15 protein-coding genes and 1 pseudogene are annotated in these 14,481 nt (G+C 51.0%); 7 read left to right on the forward strand and 9 right to left on the reverse strand.

What is annotated here, in order from left to right; genetic code table 11:
* Window positions 1-6 precede the first annotated feature (6 nt).
* From GRPL_RS08760 to GRPL_RS08735, 6 genes are all read left to right on the forward strand, one after another.
* A complete protein-coding gene (locus tag GRPL_RS08760) occupies window positions 7-1,341 on the forward strand; it encodes an aminotransferase-like domain-containing protein (protein WP_032699830.1) in 1,335 nt (444 codons plus the stop codon).
* A gap of 177 nt (window positions 1,342-1,518) precedes the next feature.
* Complete coding sequence (locus tag GRPL_RS08755; RefSeq protein WP_032699831.1) at window positions 1,519-1,953, forward strand: GNAT family N-acetyltransferase; 435 nt, start codon at window positions 1,519-1,521, stop codon at window positions 1,951-1,953.
* Window positions 1,954-2,084: 131 nt separating this feature from the next.
* Window positions 2,085-2,447, forward strand: coding sequence for a YcgJ family protein (locus GRPL_RS08750; RefSeq protein ID WP_071999985.1), 363 nt, complete (start codon window positions 2,085-2,087; stop codon window positions 2,445-2,447).
* A gap of 343 nt (window positions 2,448-2,790) precedes the next feature.
* Window positions 2,791-3,285 (forward strand): DUF1003 domain-containing protein, encoded by a 495-nt coding sequence (locus GRPL_RS08745; protein WP_032687680.1) that lies wholly within the window; start codon window positions 2,791-2,793, stop codon window positions 3,283-3,285.
* 23 nt (window positions 3,286-3,308) lie between these two features.
* A complete protein-coding gene (locus tag GRPL_RS08740; RefSeq protein WP_032699834.1) occupies window positions 3,309-5,183 on the forward strand; it encodes a potassium transporter Kup in 1,875 nt (624 codons plus the stop codon).
* A gap of 164 nt (window positions 5,184-5,347) precedes the next feature.
* Window positions 5,348-5,896: a DUF4451 domain-containing protein gene (locus tag GRPL_RS08735; protein WP_223306625.1), complete on the forward strand. Its 549-nt coding sequence runs from the start codon at window positions 5,348-5,350 to the stop codon at window positions 5,894-5,896.
* Between the two features lie 107 nt (window positions 5,897-6,003).
* Here the strand turns inward: GRPL_RS08735 and GRPL_RS27000 are convergent.
* The 3 genes and pseudogenes from GRPL_RS27000 to GRPL_RS08725 form a co-directional block, all read right to left on the reverse strand.
* Window positions 6,004-6,335, reverse strand: a pseudogene (locus GRPL_RS27000) (ISNCY family transposase); the annotation flags it as partial.
* A gap of 303 nt (window positions 6,336-6,638) precedes the next feature.
* On the reverse strand, window positions 6,639-7,655 hold the full coding sequence (locus GRPL_RS08730) for an alpha/beta hydrolase (protein WP_204312143.1): 1,017 nt from the start codon (window positions 7,653-7,655) through the stop codon (window positions 6,639-6,641).
* Window positions 7,656-7,827: 172 nt separating this feature from the next.
* Window positions 7,828-8,667, reverse strand: a complete 840-nt coding sequence (locus tag GRPL_RS08725) for an SDR family oxidoreductase (protein ID WP_032699836.1) — start codon at window positions 8,665-8,667, stop codon at window positions 7,828-7,830.
* A gap of 382 nt (window positions 8,668-9,049) precedes the next feature.
* On the opposite strand from GRPL_RS08725, the gene GRPL_RS08720 reads away from it, so the two are divergent.
* Window positions 9,050-9,403, forward strand: a complete 354-nt coding sequence (locus tag GRPL_RS08720; protein WP_032696367.1) for a winged helix-turn-helix transcriptional regulator — start codon at window positions 9,050-9,052, stop codon at window positions 9,401-9,403.
* 237 nt (window positions 9,404-9,640) lie between these two features.
* Here GRPL_RS08720 and GRPL_RS08715 read toward each other — a convergent pair whose 3' ends face one another.
* The 6 genes from GRPL_RS08715 to GRPL_RS08690 all read right to left on the reverse strand — a co-directional run bounded on the left by GRPL_RS08715 (window position 9,641) and on the right by GRPL_RS08690 (window position 14,456).
* Complete coding sequence (locus tag GRPL_RS08715) at window positions 9,641-10,369, reverse strand: SDR family NAD(P)-dependent oxidoreductase (RefSeq protein ID WP_032699837.1); 729 nt, start codon at window positions 10,367-10,369, stop codon at window positions 9,641-9,643.
* A gap of 148 nt (window positions 10,370-10,517) precedes the next feature.
* Window positions 10,518-10,967, reverse strand: a complete 450-nt coding sequence (locus GRPL_RS08710) for a YhbP family protein (RefSeq protein ID WP_032699839.1) — start codon at window positions 10,965-10,967, stop codon at window positions 10,518-10,520.
* A 9-nt stretch (window positions 10,968-10,976) separates the two neighbouring features.
* Window positions 10,977-11,564, reverse strand: a complete 588-nt coding sequence (gene idi / locus GRPL_RS08705) for an isopentenyl-diphosphate Delta-isomerase (protein WP_032699841.1) — start codon at window positions 11,562-11,564, stop codon at window positions 10,977-10,979.
* Window positions 11,565-11,616: 52 nt separating this feature from the next.
* A complete protein-coding gene (locus GRPL_RS08700) occupies window positions 11,617-12,333 on the reverse strand; it encodes a DUF554 domain-containing protein (protein WP_032699843.1) in 717 nt (238 codons plus the stop codon).
* A gap of 9 nt (window positions 12,334-12,342) precedes the next feature.
* Entirely contained in the window at window positions 12,343-12,951 is a 609-nt protein-coding gene (locus tag GRPL_RS08695; protein ID WP_032699844.1) for a UbiX family flavin prenyltransferase, read from the reverse strand.
* An 11-nt stretch (window positions 12,952-12,962) separates the two neighbouring features.
* Window positions 12,963-14,456: a UbiD family decarboxylase gene (locus tag GRPL_RS08690; RefSeq protein WP_032687712.1), complete on the reverse strand. Its 1,494-nt coding sequence runs from the start codon at window positions 14,454-14,456 to the stop codon at window positions 12,963-12,965.
* Between the last annotated feature and the right edge of the window lie 25 nt (window positions 14,457-14,481).

Below are 14,481 nucleotides of genomic sequence, written 5' to 3' on the forward strand. Positions count from 1 at the left end.
CATTGGATGAAAGCCCGTTATAAAGCCATCGTCGATCGGTTTGCGGCGTTGATTCGCCGCGGTGACATCACGTCGGGGACGCGTTTGCCAACTCATCGCGATCTTGCGGCAAAGGAGCATATTTCTCTGGCAACGGCGACGCGGGTCTATGCAGAGCTGGAAGCGATGGGGCTGGTCAGCGGGGAGACCGGGCGTGGGACGTTCGTCAGAGAGATTGCGCTGCCGCCAGGCCACGGCGTCGATCAGCATGCTGTGGCCAGCGATGTCCTTGATTTGAATTTTAACTATCCGACCTTAGCTGGGCAGGGCGATGCCCTACGTGACGCTCTGCGACGGGTTGCCGCCGCCGGTGATATTGAATCACATTTACGCTATCAGCCTCATGCCGGCAGGCTTAGCGAACGCGAGATCATTGCCGGGCATCTTGCCGGGAACCGCTTTCAACCTTCAGCGGAGAATGTGATTATCGTCAACGGCGCCCAGCATGGACTGGCTATCGCGGTGATGGGCCTGCTCAGACCCGGCGATGTGGTGGCCGTTGATGCGCTGACCTATCCCGGCTTTAAAGCCCTGGCCGCGCTATACCATCTCGAACTTATCGCGATACCTTCTCTGTCCGACGGTCCGGACTTCGCCGCCTTGCAGCAACTTTGCCAAAAAAGAGATGTGCGCGCCGTGTATACCATGCCGACGTTACATAATCCGCTGGGCTGGGTGCTGAGCCAACGGCAACGTAAAACACTGGCCGACATTGCCCGCGCTCATGATCTTGTGATCATTGAAGATGCCGCTTATGCCTATCTGGCTAATCGTCCGCCTCCGCCGGTCGCCGTTTTTGCACCAGAACGTACTCTCTACATCAACGGATTTTCCAAAAATGTCGCCACCGGACTGAGAGTCGGCGCCGTTATCTGCCCTGACGCTTACCGAGGGGCACTGGAACGAGCGGTCCGCGCAACGAGCTGGAATACGCCGTCTATTATGACGACCCTGGTATGTAACTGGATACAGGATGGGACCGTCGCCCGTTTTGAAATGCTGAAGCGACGGGACGCGCGCCAGCGGCAATCCATGTTGAGAGAAGCGCTCGGGGATATGGCTTGTATCACCCATCCGGGGTCCTATTTTGCCTGGCTCCCTCTGCCGGATGAGTCCAGGGCCGACCGGGTAGCCAACCGTCTGATGAATAACAATATTTCCGTTTCAACGGCTGAGCCATTCTCTACATCACTGGCGGTACCACAGGCTATCCGGGTTGCGCTTGGTTCGGTGAATATCACCCATTTACGTACGGCGCTGCTTCAGGTCCGCGAGGCTATCGAATCAGAACAATATCGTTAGCATGAAAAAAACGCAGGGAAGGGAGGTCCGGACTCGGTATCCGCGGCAGAAGACAGAATACGCGCCAGAAAGTTCATCGTCTGCTGACCTGCGAATGAATATTTATCACACATATAAATTTCAACCGTTCCCTGCTATAAACGATCGCTAATATCTGCGGTTTTAAAGGGCACCACCATGATGACGCTGCAAGGTAAAGAGGGGCTTAACTCGGTTGACTGGCGGGCATTAGCTGAACTTATCGCGGCTTCCGGGCTGGGGCAACGCGATATATCGTTGCTTGAACAGGCCTTTCGCCACAGTACGTTCTGCTGGTTTGGTTTTCACAATGGCCAGCTGGTTGCGGTAGCCAGAGCGATAAGCGATCTCACCTGGTGTAGCTATCTGGCTGATGTGGCCGTAGATCCGCGCTATCAGGGGCAAGGCTATGGCCGTCAGTTAATGCAGGCAATATGTGATGTGCTGTTATCCTACGGGAAAATTTTTATTTATTCGGTGCCGGATAAAACCGGATTTTATCAGCGTCACGGATTTGAATTACTCACGACGGGTATGGTCTGCCTGAACGATGAAGGTTTAGTGAAAATGCGTGAGCAGGGCTATATCAGATAAGCCGCCAGTTTGCCGACTTGCAGAATTATCTGCGGTAGACATCGACAATATATTCAAATAGTCTGACATCGCTCAGCGTGAGCAATACGGATTATCCGAAACACACATAGATTATTGAACGGGATTATTCAGTGCATATCAACATAAAACCATGCTTATTGACATTGCTGCTGGCGACGGCAGCAATCCCCGTCTGTGCGAAACAACCGGTTTCCCTTTACTCGCCGGAAGCACAGGTCCTGTGTGATAAGTACATCTGCGCCACGGCGACAGACGGCGTTTCTCACGCCATGACTGAGAAATATCTGGGCAAAGAAGCGGTGAAACGACTGAGTTCACAGGGTAAATTTGACCCGAGTTCGTTTACCTTTGCCGACGGCACGTTCTGCGACATTAAGGAGAAGCTGTGCCGTGAAGACCGATATTACGGCGCAGAGGGTAAACACAGCGGGGCAATTTCGACAAAATATACCCGGCTGCTGTTCGGGAAATAAGTCCTTCCCGCTCACCCGTGGTGAAGGGCAGGGAAGTCACTTGCGGCTTTGCGATCCCTGTCCTGAACCCGTTTTATTATCTGCCGGACGCGTCCCGCGCCGGTGTTGTCAACATTCGCTCGCCGACCACGCTCTTCCATCCGGTCCGGTGTTAGGGCCAATGAGGCTCCGTTCGCCCTGCGCGCTGTCGTTCCGTCTCGATCGCCCGATGTCGCTGTTTTCCTGAACATACCGGCTTCCTTTCATAAGGATAGCCAGCCAATCCGGGTACCTTTAGCTATATTCTTAATACAGAACAACCGCTTTTCTCTTTCAGGAATGCAACTTATCTTATGGGTGTCCTATGAATAAGAAGGATATTTTCCGCTTTCATCGACCATTATCCCGCTACTCGCATACGTTTGGTGATGAGTGGTTTGCCCTGAAAGCTGAAGCATTCGCCCGTTTTTTTGGTACACCGACGTTTTTGGTGGCACAGACGGTCATTGTCGTTGTCTGGATCCTTATCAATATTATCGGATGGACCCGGTTTGACCCTTATCCCTTTATTTTGCTTAATCTGGCATTCAGTTTACAGGCAGCCTACGCGGCGCCGCTGATCCTGCTGGCGCAAACCCGACAGGCAGAGCGCGATGGGGCGCACGCGTTAGCCGATGCACAGCACCGTGAGGAGCTGGCGGAAGATATAAGCCAGAGACAGGGGCTCGCACAGCGGCAATCTGAACAGTTGATGATTTTATTGCAGCAAAATACCGAATTAACGGACCTGACGCGGCAAATGGCTGAACGTATTGAGAAATTAACGCTACAGCTCACCCAACATCAGAATATTAAATAAAACAAGCAGATGGACGGGGAATCATGGACAATAATCACTCAGCGAACCACAGGACATCAGGAAAGCTCATACTGGCAGGAGGAGCGCTGGGGGTGGTTTTTGGTGATATCGGCACCAGCCCACTGTATACGTTAAAAACGATACTTCTGTTATCCGGCGATAGTCCCACTCCCGACGTCATTCTGGGTTTATTATCGCTTATCATCTGGACGCTTATTCTGGTTACTTCAGTTAAATATGCCATCTTCGCCATGCGTATGGATAATAATGGCGAGGGCGGAATCATGGCCCTGATGTCATTGCTGGTACATAAAGGTAAAGATAGTAAGTGGGTGACATTTTCTGCGTTGACTGGTGCGGCGCTGATATACGGAGATGGCGCAATTACGCCGGCTATTTCCGTGCTTTCCGCCCTTGAAGGGCTGAATATTATCTTTCCCGAGGCGCACTCTTTTATACTGCCTGCCACGGTAGTGATTCTGGTTACCTTATTCGCCATTCAACCCTTTGGCACCGCTAAAATAGGTAAAATCTTTGGTCCGGTGATGACATTGTGGTTTGTGGCAATTGCCGCGCTGGGAATATCGGGTATCGTCCAGTATCCGGCAGTGCTGCTGGCGATTAATCCGGCTTACGGTGTCTCCTTTTTACTTTCAAATGGTTTCAGCAGCTTCCTGGTATTAGGCGGTGTCTTTCTGTGTGTCACTGGAGCTGAAGCACTTTATGCGGATATGGGCCATTTCGGCAAAAAACCAATCTGGATGGCCTGGTTTGGCCTGGCGTTTCCGGCGTTATTACTCAACTATGCAGGCCAGTCAGCGATAATTCTTGCTGGTGCGGACATTTCACAGAATATCTTCTTCCGTCTTTGTCCACCGTTCCTGCAAATTCCACTGGTTATTCTTGCCACTCTGGCCACCATCATTGCCAGTCAGGCCATTATTACCGGGGCGTTTTCAATGACCCGACAGGCAATTCAGCTGGGTTGGTTTCCGCGCTTGCATATCAAACAAACCACCGCGGAGAGCTACGGGCAAATCTATATCGGCACGATTAACTGGCTGCTGATGGTCGTTACCGTGGGTCTCGCAATTGCGTTTAAGTCATCGGAGAACCTCGCCGCAGCCTATGGGATCGCAGTGTCGTTGACGATGTTGATGACCTCCGGACTGCTGTTCATGGCTATGCGGCAAATCTGGGGCTGGAATCTGCTTGCCAGCACTCTGGTTGCCGTCAGTTTTCTGCTGATCGACAGCAGTTTTCTGATTGCCAATCTGGTGAAAGTGATGGAGGGCGGTTATATCCCGCTTATGCTGGCGGCGATCGTTTGCGGCGTTATGCTTATCTGGAACCGCGGTGTGAAGGCCACGTCTCGCGCGATTAATGAGAAAGTGATGGCTGTCGATGAGTTCTTCAATAAAATCAACCGGCTGAAGGTTCCTCGCGTACAGGGTACTGCGGTGTTTTTAACGCGTAGTCAGAATGGTGTGCCGCCGGTCATGCGCTGGCACGTTGCGCGCAATCGCGCTCTGCAACAGCAAGTCATCTCGTTGACCATTGAAGTACAGAACATCCCTTATGTGGAAGCGGGGAGGCGACTGGTGCTTACCGAGCGGGCACCGGGTTATCTGCAGGGCGTTGCGCATTATGGCTTTATGGAGCAACCGCATATTCCAGAGCTTCTTCATAGCGTCCCAGGACTGGCGGTTCCGTTTGTTCCTGAAGAGATCACCTGGTATCTGGGGCACGAGACAATCATTGCGCTCGAGGGGCATGGCATGGTCGCGTGGCAGCGTAACTGTTTTGCGTTTATGGTAAGAAACAGTACCCACATTACCAATTACTATCGCTTGCCGGGCGATCAGGTGGTGGAAATTGGTCGGCGGGTAGCAATTTAGCGCGGTAGTAGAGAAATGGCGTTCATCCGGCGGCGGTTTTATCGGCTTCGGAGTCAGCGTTGGAGCAAAATTAGCATATTGTCAAAGCTCAGTAAAATTGTCTAATCCGTGGCTCATTAGAAATGTAGCCATAATTTTCAGTATTTTAGTCAATGTGAGGGTGTATGGATAATGCGCAATATAAACCGGATGGCCGTAAACGATATACCACATGGTGGTGGTGCGGAAGTTTGTATTTGGTTACATGGTACTGTTCTGCGGATGAAATAAACCTGTACTCAATAAATACGGGCTCATATGTTTATCATTTAACGCACAATCACGGGCAGTATACTGAGAATTTTGAAAATAACTTCATCTCCGTGGAGCGAAAATTCTCGGATGATTCAAAATATAGTTTTGTGCTAGGCACGATGAAAAACAGCTTTGATGACAGATGCCTGGCTGCCGGCGTAAGAAGGGATTGGGCAGGTTGGGATAACGGCTGGGTTTTTAAGGGAATATATGGATATGTAGGTGAGTTTTTCTTTGATGCTTTCAGTGATTGCGGCGATCATGGTTCATACCATGATTTTAAGAAAGCGACAGGAATAGGCTTTTCCCCCTATATCTATCATGGGTTTCAGTATAATTTTACGTCTTATTTTGGGATGGATGTTGGCATTATCATACCGTCAGTATTTGTCATTACGGCACAGTGGAGTTTTAGATAAATTCGACAGCAGTGACAGGAGATAAGGAAACGAAGACAAGAGAAAGCGATCCGCTCACCACAACAGGCACGTCGATAGCGTGGTTGCTGAAGTTTTGGTGCTCGTTATTTGCGGGGAACCCAGAGACTGGCTTTAACCATAAGCGACCGGACAGTTTCTTTCGACTGATAGACATCGTGACCAGCGTCGATCCAAAGTCGGTATAACGTTCACGGATTAGGTTGAGTGCATATCGGGCAAGACCAACAGGCAGCTCATTATTGCTTGGTTTTCCGCGACGACGGCTAGCCATACCCAGTGGACCAGATTCACAATAACGCGAAAGAAGACGACATCGACACTGACGATCGGAGATACCCAGGCGCTGCGCGGCCGTCTGTGTTGTCAAACGCCGGTCGACAACATCCTGACTGGTTTTGAGTCGGTTAACTTCATCCAACGTGAAAAACTCGCCGTCATCAGAATCCCTTGATGGTTAACTTAGTCCTGGTCGGATACTACAATTTTGCTATCACATCATTGGTGCGCATAATGTATATTATGTTAAATTGCATCTGGAGGACACTGAGTGCATCACCACACGTAGACCTGCCTCGGTCATATACATCCCCTTCCTTCAATTAGTTATCACAGGTTTCCATTATCTTCAGGAGCTCAGGCGCCAGCATGCTTTGCTGCCGGGCACCTGAAAAGAAATCTTTGCCGCGGTGTTCACGTACCTGGCTTAAAACCGTTAAGAGAGTTAACGCTTCAGATGTTTCTCAAGAAACTGGAAAACTTGATCCAAATTCTCTTTCGCCTCAAATTCGGCTGTACCGTGTCCTGCTCCCTGGAGCTGAACGTAGGTAACTTTATCTTCACCAATCACGGCTTGTAACGCTTTCGCAAAATTTTCACTTTGTTGGGTTGGCACGATTGGGTCTTCCGAACCGTTCATCAGGAAAAATGGTACGCTATCCTTTGAAATATAGCTTTGTGGATTAGCAAATCTAACTAAATGAGGAATTTTACTGATTTGCATCCCCATATATTGTGACTCGCCCGAATCCGCAGCATTGTGAATTTGCAACGACTTTTTACCACTTTCCTTGAATTGGGCATCCATCGCACTAAAGTCGGTCGGGCCAAAGAAACTGACTACGGCATTCACACGGCTGCTTTGCTTTGCATTGCCCATGGTTAAATCTTCCAGAACAGGGATGCCTGCCGTTGTACCAAGCATTGAGGCTAAATTGGCCCCTGCAGAATCGCCCCACGCCACCACCCGATGAGGATCTAAGCCATATTTTTCCGCATTCGCTTTTATAAAACGCACCGCGGCCTTAACATCGTATACTGCCGCAGGGAAAGTCGCCTCGCCAGCCAGGCGATAGTTGATTGACACGACGGCGTAGCCGCGTTTTAGCCCTGTCATCGGAGCATCTACTTCGCTAGTGCCTTTATCGCCGAAAATGAAACCACCGCCGTGAATGGCGATGATAACCGGATATGGCGCCTTGCCTTCACTGGGTAAGTAAATATCTAACTTTTGTGCGTTTGACTGAGTCGCATAAGGTATATCAAGCCATTTATAAGTAACCCCCTGCGTGTTCACCCGAGGCATTTTGCTCATCATTTCACGCAATGAATCCATATTGGCAGACTGTTCTCTTGCCATAACATTCAAACTCCCAAACGCTAATATCCCAACGGTAAATAAGGTCGCTAACTTTTTCATTGCATTGTTTCTCAATTTTACCACCTGTAATCGTTGTTCCATGTTGCCTCCTTTTTTATATTTGGAGCTGGTCATCAGGATAATCAGCTGTTGGCAACCGGTAAATTTTTTGGAAAAGTCAGAGGGAGGCGCCCAAATACGGACTTCGAGTCGTGTATTACCAGTGACATTCAAACAATAAAAAAAGGCGTGCAGAACACGCCTGAAAATAAAATTAAAGCGCTGCTTTTACCGCTACGGCTAAATCTTGTGTTGGGCGACCGAGCAAACGAGAAAGTGTTTTGTCGGTTGAGAATAAGGCCCCTTTTGAGGCATCAACATCCGCCTGAGCAAGTAAGTGTGCCAGTCCATCTGGCAAACCTGCATTTAACAACGCGCTTTCGTAATCTGCAGCGGGAATATCCACGTAAGGGATCTCTTTACCCGCTTGTTTGCTGATTTCTGCTGCTAATTCTGTAAGGGTATAAGCGTTGTCACCTGCCAGTTCGTAAGTTTGGTTATCGTGCCCTTCGCCGAATGCCACATTTGCTGCGGCTTCCGCATAATCAGCACGCAATGCTGAAGCAATTTTTCCATCTTTTGCCGAACCGTAAAATGCATTTAATGCTAATGCCGCTGGCACAGAAGCGGTATAGTTTTCGGTGTACCAGCCGTTACGTAAAATAGTATAGGTTAACCCTGATGCTTTTAAGGCTTGCTCGGTAGCAATGTGTTCATCTGCTAATAAGCCAACGGTATTTCCACTGGTTGCACCGAGCAAACTGGTGTAGATAATATGCCTTACACCCGCTTTTTTCGCCGATTCGATCACGTTTTTATGTTGTACTTCACGCTGGCCTACCTCGCTACTTGAGACTAAAAGTAGTGTGTCCACACCCTGCAGGGCCTCTACTTGACCTTCAACTTTTGAATAATCAAATGCCCGCGCTTCCGCCCCTGAAATTTTTGCCGGGTTACGTACCAGGGCGATCGCGTTTGCCCCTTTTTCTTGCAGTTTTGCCAGAGCGATTGCGCCGAATTGACCTGTTGCACCTGTTACTGCGATAGTTTTCATTATGTATTCCTTTGAAAAGTATGTTGAATTTCGACCATGGTTGCCGAATCGTTCGGCCTTGATGTGATTCATTATAGGTTAAAACTTACTTTTAGGAAGTACGTACAAAAATGTAAGTATGTGATTAAGTTATCATTATTTTTTAACTTATTGATTTTTAAATAAAATAAAAGTGAGTTTGTTTTATGTGAAGCGGAGAAATAGCATCATCAACAGTCCGATCTGGCAATTTTTTTGCATTTTTGGTTGTAGGAGAGACTTAAATTCACTAAACTTACTTTTAGTAAGTGTTTATGTTAAATAGGTTCTATAAATGCACGATCGGCTGGATCAAACTGCGTTGCGCGAGAAAATTCCTGAAGAATTTTTTGTAGAAGACAGAATGCTGGGCAATGTGTTGCTTTCACAATGTCCTTCCCGTGAAATTTTGCACCAAATAACGGGCAAATGGGGATTGCTTGTAATGTTAGTGCTGAAAAATGGCACGAAACGCTTTGGCGAACTTCGCCGGGAGGTGCAAGGCGTGAGCGAACGAATGTTGACCCAAACGCTACAACAGCTTGAAGAAAATAAAATGTTGCTGCGAAAATCGTTCAACACCGTCCCGCCCCACGTTGAATATACCCTCACGCCACTTGGCGAAGAGGCTGCGGGTAAAATTAAAGAACTCGTGGATTGGCTACAATTTAATATTGGAGATATTCTGGTTAATAAAATGACATTAGAGAAGCAGTAAGATCTGCAATGCTTCCCGGCGAGGCCTTGATTTGGCGTCATTCTGTTAAGGCCCCCTAACCGCTATTTTTTCACGGCGGCTTCAAATTATTCGGCAAAGATTAATCCTTGAGTAACGCGTCGGCCGTCGCTGGAAAGAACCGCTTCCGGCAGCGTCACACCGCCGGACTTGAACGCTATATGCGCTGATATTGCTCAGGGAACGCCAGGGCTCCCGTTCTAACACTAGCCAGAAAAATTAACCGAGCATGATCCCGCCATCCACCGCTAGCTGCTGTCCGGTCACAAAATCATTTTTCATCAGGAACAAATAGGCAGACGCCAGCTCGTCAATTTCAGCCGTACGCCCCAGTGGAATAACGCTGGCGAAATGCTGGCGGGTATTATCCACTTGCTCTCTGGACTGTTCTCGCCAGAAAGGGGTAACGGTCCAGGTGGGCGCGACCGCATTAACCCTCCCCTCAGGCGCGATTTCCGCTGCCAGCCCCTGCACCAGTGCCTGGATACCGAGATTACCAACATAGCTCGCACAGGCATGCTGCGCCCGGCCACCGGTACCGGATGTAAAGATCAGCGAACCACCGGAACGGAGCTTCTTGGCAGCCAGCTTCCCGATCACTACGTTGGTAAGAAATTTAGAGTGAATGACATGCTCGATAGTCTCCATGCTTGCTGCCAGAAAACCGCCGCCCATGGCGTCTCCAACCATCGAAACCAGATGATCAAATGGCGCAAGCTTAGCGAAACAGGCTTGCAATGCATCATGATCGTGGGCATCGCAAACTAGCGTTTCACACACCTTTATATTCTGCGCTTTCAGCATAGCGCGCGCCTCATCCAGCCGTTGTTGGCTACGCCCCATCAGAGTCAGTCTGGATCCTTCCAGGCCAGCGCGCTGTGCTATCGCAAAGCCGATACCAGAACTTCCGCCAACGATCAGCAAATGTTTATTCTGCAATTCCGCCATGTTTATTCCTTTTCATTCGTTAATGCTTCGACAGCAGCCTGCTGCTATCAGCGTATCATTCGCGCCATGAGCGCCGTTGACGCCCACCGCCCCAATCACTTCATGATCAGACCATTTCGTGCGTACAGGTTGTCATCCGCTCTCCTCTCTAATTTGCTGATGAAGAGGGATCGCCGTCGCGTCGCCAGGACAGTTTTTTGCCGAAGCCAAGCCTATTATCAGTGAATTTCATCTCATCAATGTCGATGGCCCACACCGGGGCGGACATGACGCGTGCTGCCGGAAAGCGTTGGTAATAGCGTTTACGGGCGTCCTCGCCCTCCTGACTTTGCAACAGGCGAAGTTCGCCACGAAATTGCAGGCCGCGAATGTGGATAACCGTCTGCGACTGGTCGCTGACGGTACCCGCGACCAGAGTCCGTTTACCCGCCATCCGACCATGTCGTGACGCGGGACTGGTTAAAAGGTAAAAAGCGACTGCGCCGGGGTCAAAGACATAGAAAGCGTTGGCGCACCACAGCGATACGCCGTCGCTAACGCAGTACGCCACGACATGCTGAACCTTCAGCCACTCGCTGATGCGAGAGAATATCTCCATGGCTTTTCCTTATGCCGTTAGCACCGGCGAGTAAGCGGACAGCTGCGAAGCATATTGCCTGAACCGGTCAATATTCCCAGGCGCACACAGTTGCATCACCAGCCATGGACTAAACAGTTCAGGGAGGTTGTCCACGGCCGCGCTAAGTGCCGCAAGCGGCACCCAACGAGCATCCATAACTTCGCTCTGACGAAGCGTAAGCGATGTGGTGACCCGGGCGGCATAGACCGGACAATATTCATTTTCAACAATGCCTGACGGATCGGTCGCACAGTAACCGAAGGTCTCGTCAACGAGCGTAATCCCCTCCACCTCTACCCCAACTTCATAGCGGCAGCGTCGGCGAATTGCGCTCTCGAATGACTCCTGCCACTGCGGGTGGCCGCAGACTGAGTTGGTCCATACGCCAGGCCAGGCTTTCTTATCAAGCGAACGTCGCGTCAGCAGGCAGTCGCCGTCGGAGTTGAATAGCCATGTTGAGAACGCGAGATGCCGCGGGGTGTGCTCATGATGAGCGACCCGTTTCTGTAACGTGCCGACAGGGTTCTGTTCCTCGTCCAGCAATACAACATGTTCATAAGCAGAGCGTAATGTCATTGTTTCACCTCAAGCAGCACAATGCCCGGCATACGCCGGGCAACGGCAGGCGCTAACCAATGAGATGGGCCCATAGCCAGGAGAATGGCATCACCAACACCAGCGCGGGTAGCATGTTGGCGACCGGGAACATCTTGATATTGCAGATACGTAAACCGGTCGCAACCATTAACAGGCCGCCGGCACAGGAGAAATCCGCCATCATATCCGCCGAGAGCAGCGGCAGGATCATCGTGGCCAGCATCGCGAGCGCCACCTGGATAACTATCAGCGGCAAACCGATAGTCATCACCGCAAACCCAAGCATGGTGGCGAAAATCCCGGCGGTGAAGAGATCGAGGACCGTCTTGATATAAAGAATCGACGGGTCGCCGGTCATGCCTTCATGCATAGCGCCGAAAATACCCGTACCGCTGGCGCAAAACAGTACAAGGATCGCCACAAACTTCTCGGTGAACGCCTCCTGGGTTAATCCCTTCACCGGCGGTAAAAAAGCGTTGATAACTGAACGGGTGGAACCGGCCACCTTGCCGATACCTCTTTCGACATAAAGGATTTCACCAATAGCGGTGCCGATGATCATCGCCAGTACGACGGCGGGCATAAACGTCACTTTAATGATCAGATTGATCCCAAGGCCAACCGAACATAGCCCAAAAATAAGCGGTAGCGAGGTTTTTACCCTCTCCGAAATAGCACTGCTGGCAAGGGCGCCGAGCAGGCCGCCCACGATGACAGCGCCACCGTTAACATAGGGTCCAATTAACATATTATTTCCTCAGAGCGTGACAGGAACGACGCTCTCCGGCTGTGCGGGTAGCCCCTCTTCCCCCCAACGAGGAATGGCGCGGACATCCAGGCCGAACAGATCCAGCGCGCGCGCCACGCTATGAGTGATAATCTCATCCGGGGTCTGCGGGCGTTGATAGAGCGCGGGCACCGGTGGAAAGATGATCCCTCCCATCTCCGTCACCAGCTGCATATTACGTATGTGGCTCAGGTTGAGCGGCGTCTCACGCGCCATCAGCACCAGTCGGCGGCGCTCCTTGAGGACCACATCTGCCGCGCGCGTAAGCAGATTGTCCGTCATACTGTGGGCAATACAGCCAAGCGAGCGCATGGAACAAGGAGCTACCAGCATGCCAAGCGTCTTAAACGAGCCGCTGGAGATCGCGGCGCCCAGATTACCAGGAGAATGGACCACATCCGCCATCGCCGTGACATCCGCAAGCCGATAGTCCGTTTCCAGTTCGCAGGTTTTTTCCGCGCCTTTCGACATGACAAGATGCACTTCAAGCCCGCGGCGCTGAAGTAACTCCAGCGCCCTGACGCCATACTGAAAACCCGACGCGCCGCTGATGCCGACGATAATGCGTTGTGTGGCCATGCTTTGCTCCTTTATTCGAAATCCGGCAGAAAACGTTTCACGTCCACTTCTTTAAAATGAGAACGTTCAAAATGCGCTTTCAGATGGAACGGCACGGTACAGTCGAAAATCGTTTTGCATGACATACCGTCCTGGGTAATTGACGGGCTGTAACCTGCCGCCTGGGACGGGTCGAGCGGATGACAACGTACGCCTGGAATAAAGAGAGTATCCACATCCCCCTGATACCGGGTCTGCATTGCCCACATCACGTCATCGCTGTCAAAAATGTCCACATCCTCGTCGACCAGAATCACATGCTTGAGCTCCGGGAAAGCGGAGAAAGCAAGTAGCGCAGCCTGGCGCTGGCGCCCTTCGTCAGTGGGCGCGGATTTTTTAAACTGCATGATCGCCAGCAGCTTACCGCCGCCTGCCGAGTGGGCGAAAACGTTCAGCAGTTTGCCCGGCATTGCGCGCTCAACCATTTCCAGAATGCTCGCTTCGGTCGGGATACCGGCCATGTTGACGTGCTCTTCGCCGGGACCCACTGTCGTCCGCCAGATTGGATTGCGGCGATGAGTGACGGCTTTAACCTTGATGACAGGCAGCGCCGCTTTGGCTTCGCCGGTATAGCCCGGGAATTCCGGCATGGCTTTACCGGTGTTGGTATTCTGATCTTCACGTACCCGAACATGGGGTAATAGTTCACCTTCAATAACAATTTCCGCATGGGCGATAGCGCGTTCATTGATGGTTTTACACTTCACCATTTCCACCGCATGACCGCGCAGGGAGCCTGCGATACTCAGTTCATCAAAACCCAGCGGCGTGGTAGGCGGTTCAAAACAGGCGGCTACTTCAATTGCCGGGTCAACGCCGATGCTGATAGAGATCGGTAATGGCTTGCCTGCGGCTTCCGCTTTCATGCGGAACGCGTCTATATGGCGTCCCGGCGTCAGCCACATGGATAGCTCATCCCGGCTCTGAATACACAGGCGGTGAATGGTAATATCCGACTCACCGGTTTGTGGATCGGAGGCGTAACATAACCCCATGGTAATATACGGGCCGGCATCCTCTTCGGTATTGGTCGGCGCGGGAAGCAGCGTACGAAGGTCAAAGTCAGGTTGGTCAGCATAGTGCACCACTTCCTGACAGATGGCGTTCCCCTCGACCAGAATCGGATCGATTGGCGTCTGTACCGAGTTTTTCAGCAGCTGGCCCAGTTTTTCCGGCGCGCAGTTCAGAAATTGGCCGACGCGTTTACGTGAGCCGTTGATACCGATAGCCACCCGGGTCTGTGGAAAACCTTTAATGGTATTGAACATCATTACCGGGCCGTTTTTACGCGTCGGACGCTCGCAGGTGCCGCCCGCGCCCACATAGCGATAAACCCCGGACAACTCCGCCTGCGGATCGACTTCGACGCTGGTTTCGACATATTCACCTGGCGTACGCTGCAGCAGTTCCAGCGCGGAGCGCAAATCATGGATGGTGTTTTCTTTTTCTGGAGGGATATTTTCCATCAGTAAAACCTCTTATGTATAATAA

The sequence above is a fragment of the Klebsiella planticola ATCC 33531 genome, from assembly GCF_000735435.1.
Taxonomy (GTDB): Bacteria; Pseudomonadota; Gammaproteobacteria; order Enterobacterales; family Enterobacteriaceae; genus Klebsiella; species Klebsiella planticola.

What these genes read in the sequence shown, in the direction of transcription:
- GRPL_RS08760 (WP_032699830.1), top strand. Translation starts at nt 7, where the DNA reads ATGAAAGCCCGTTATAAAGCCATCGTCGATCGGTTTGCGGCGTTGATT.
- GRPL_RS08755 (WP_032699831.1), top strand. Translation starts at nt 1,519, where the DNA reads ATGATGACGCTGCAAGGTAAAGAGGGGCTTAACTCGGTTGACTGGCGG.
- GRPL_RS08745 (WP_032687680.1), top strand. Translation starts at nt 2,791, where the DNA reads ATGAATAAGAAGGATATTTTCCGCTTTCATCGACCATTATCCCGCTAC.
- GRPL_RS08740 (WP_032699834.1), top strand. Translation starts at nt 3,309, where the DNA reads ATGGACAATAATCACTCAGCGAACCACAGGACATCAGGAAAGCTCATA.
- GRPL_RS08735 (WP_223306625.1), top strand. Translation starts at nt 5,348, where the DNA reads ATGGATAATGCGCAATATAAACCGGATGGCCGTAAACGATATACCACA.
- GRPL_RS08730 (WP_204312143.1), bottom strand. Translation starts at nt 7,655, where the DNA reads ATGGAACAACGATTACAGGTGGTAAAATTGAGAAACAATGCAATGAAA.
- GRPL_RS08725 (WP_032699836.1), bottom strand. Translation starts at nt 8,667, where the DNA reads ATGAAAACTATCGCAGTAACAGGTGCAACAGGTCAATTCGGCGCAATC.
- GRPL_RS08720 (WP_032696367.1), top strand. Translation starts at nt 9,050, where the DNA reads ATGCTGGGCAATGTGTTGCTTTCACAATGTCCTTCCCGTGAAATTTTG.
- GRPL_RS08715 (WP_032699837.1), bottom strand. Translation starts at nt 10,369, where the DNA reads ATGGCGGAATTGCAGAATAAACATTTGCTGATCGTTGGCGGAAGTTCT.
- GRPL_RS08710 (WP_032699839.1), bottom strand. Translation starts at nt 10,967, where the DNA reads ATGGAGATATTCTCTCGCATCAGCGAGTGGCTGAAGGTTCAGCATGTC.
- idi (WP_032699841.1), bottom strand. Translation starts at nt 11,564, where the DNA reads ATGACATTACGCTCTGCTTATGAACATGTTGTATTGCTGGACGAGGAA.
- GRPL_RS08700 (WP_032699843.1), bottom strand. Translation starts at nt 12,333, where the DNA reads ATGTTAATTGGACCCTATGTTAACGGTGGCGCTGTCATCGTGGGCGGC.
- GRPL_RS08695 (WP_032699844.1), bottom strand. Translation starts at nt 12,951, where the DNA reads ATGGCCACACAACGCATTATCGTCGGCATCAGCGGCGCGTCGGGTTTT.
- GRPL_RS08690 (WP_032687712.1), bottom strand. Translation starts at nt 14,456, where the DNA reads ATGGAAAATATCCCTCCAGAAAAAGAAAACACCATCCATGATTTGCGC.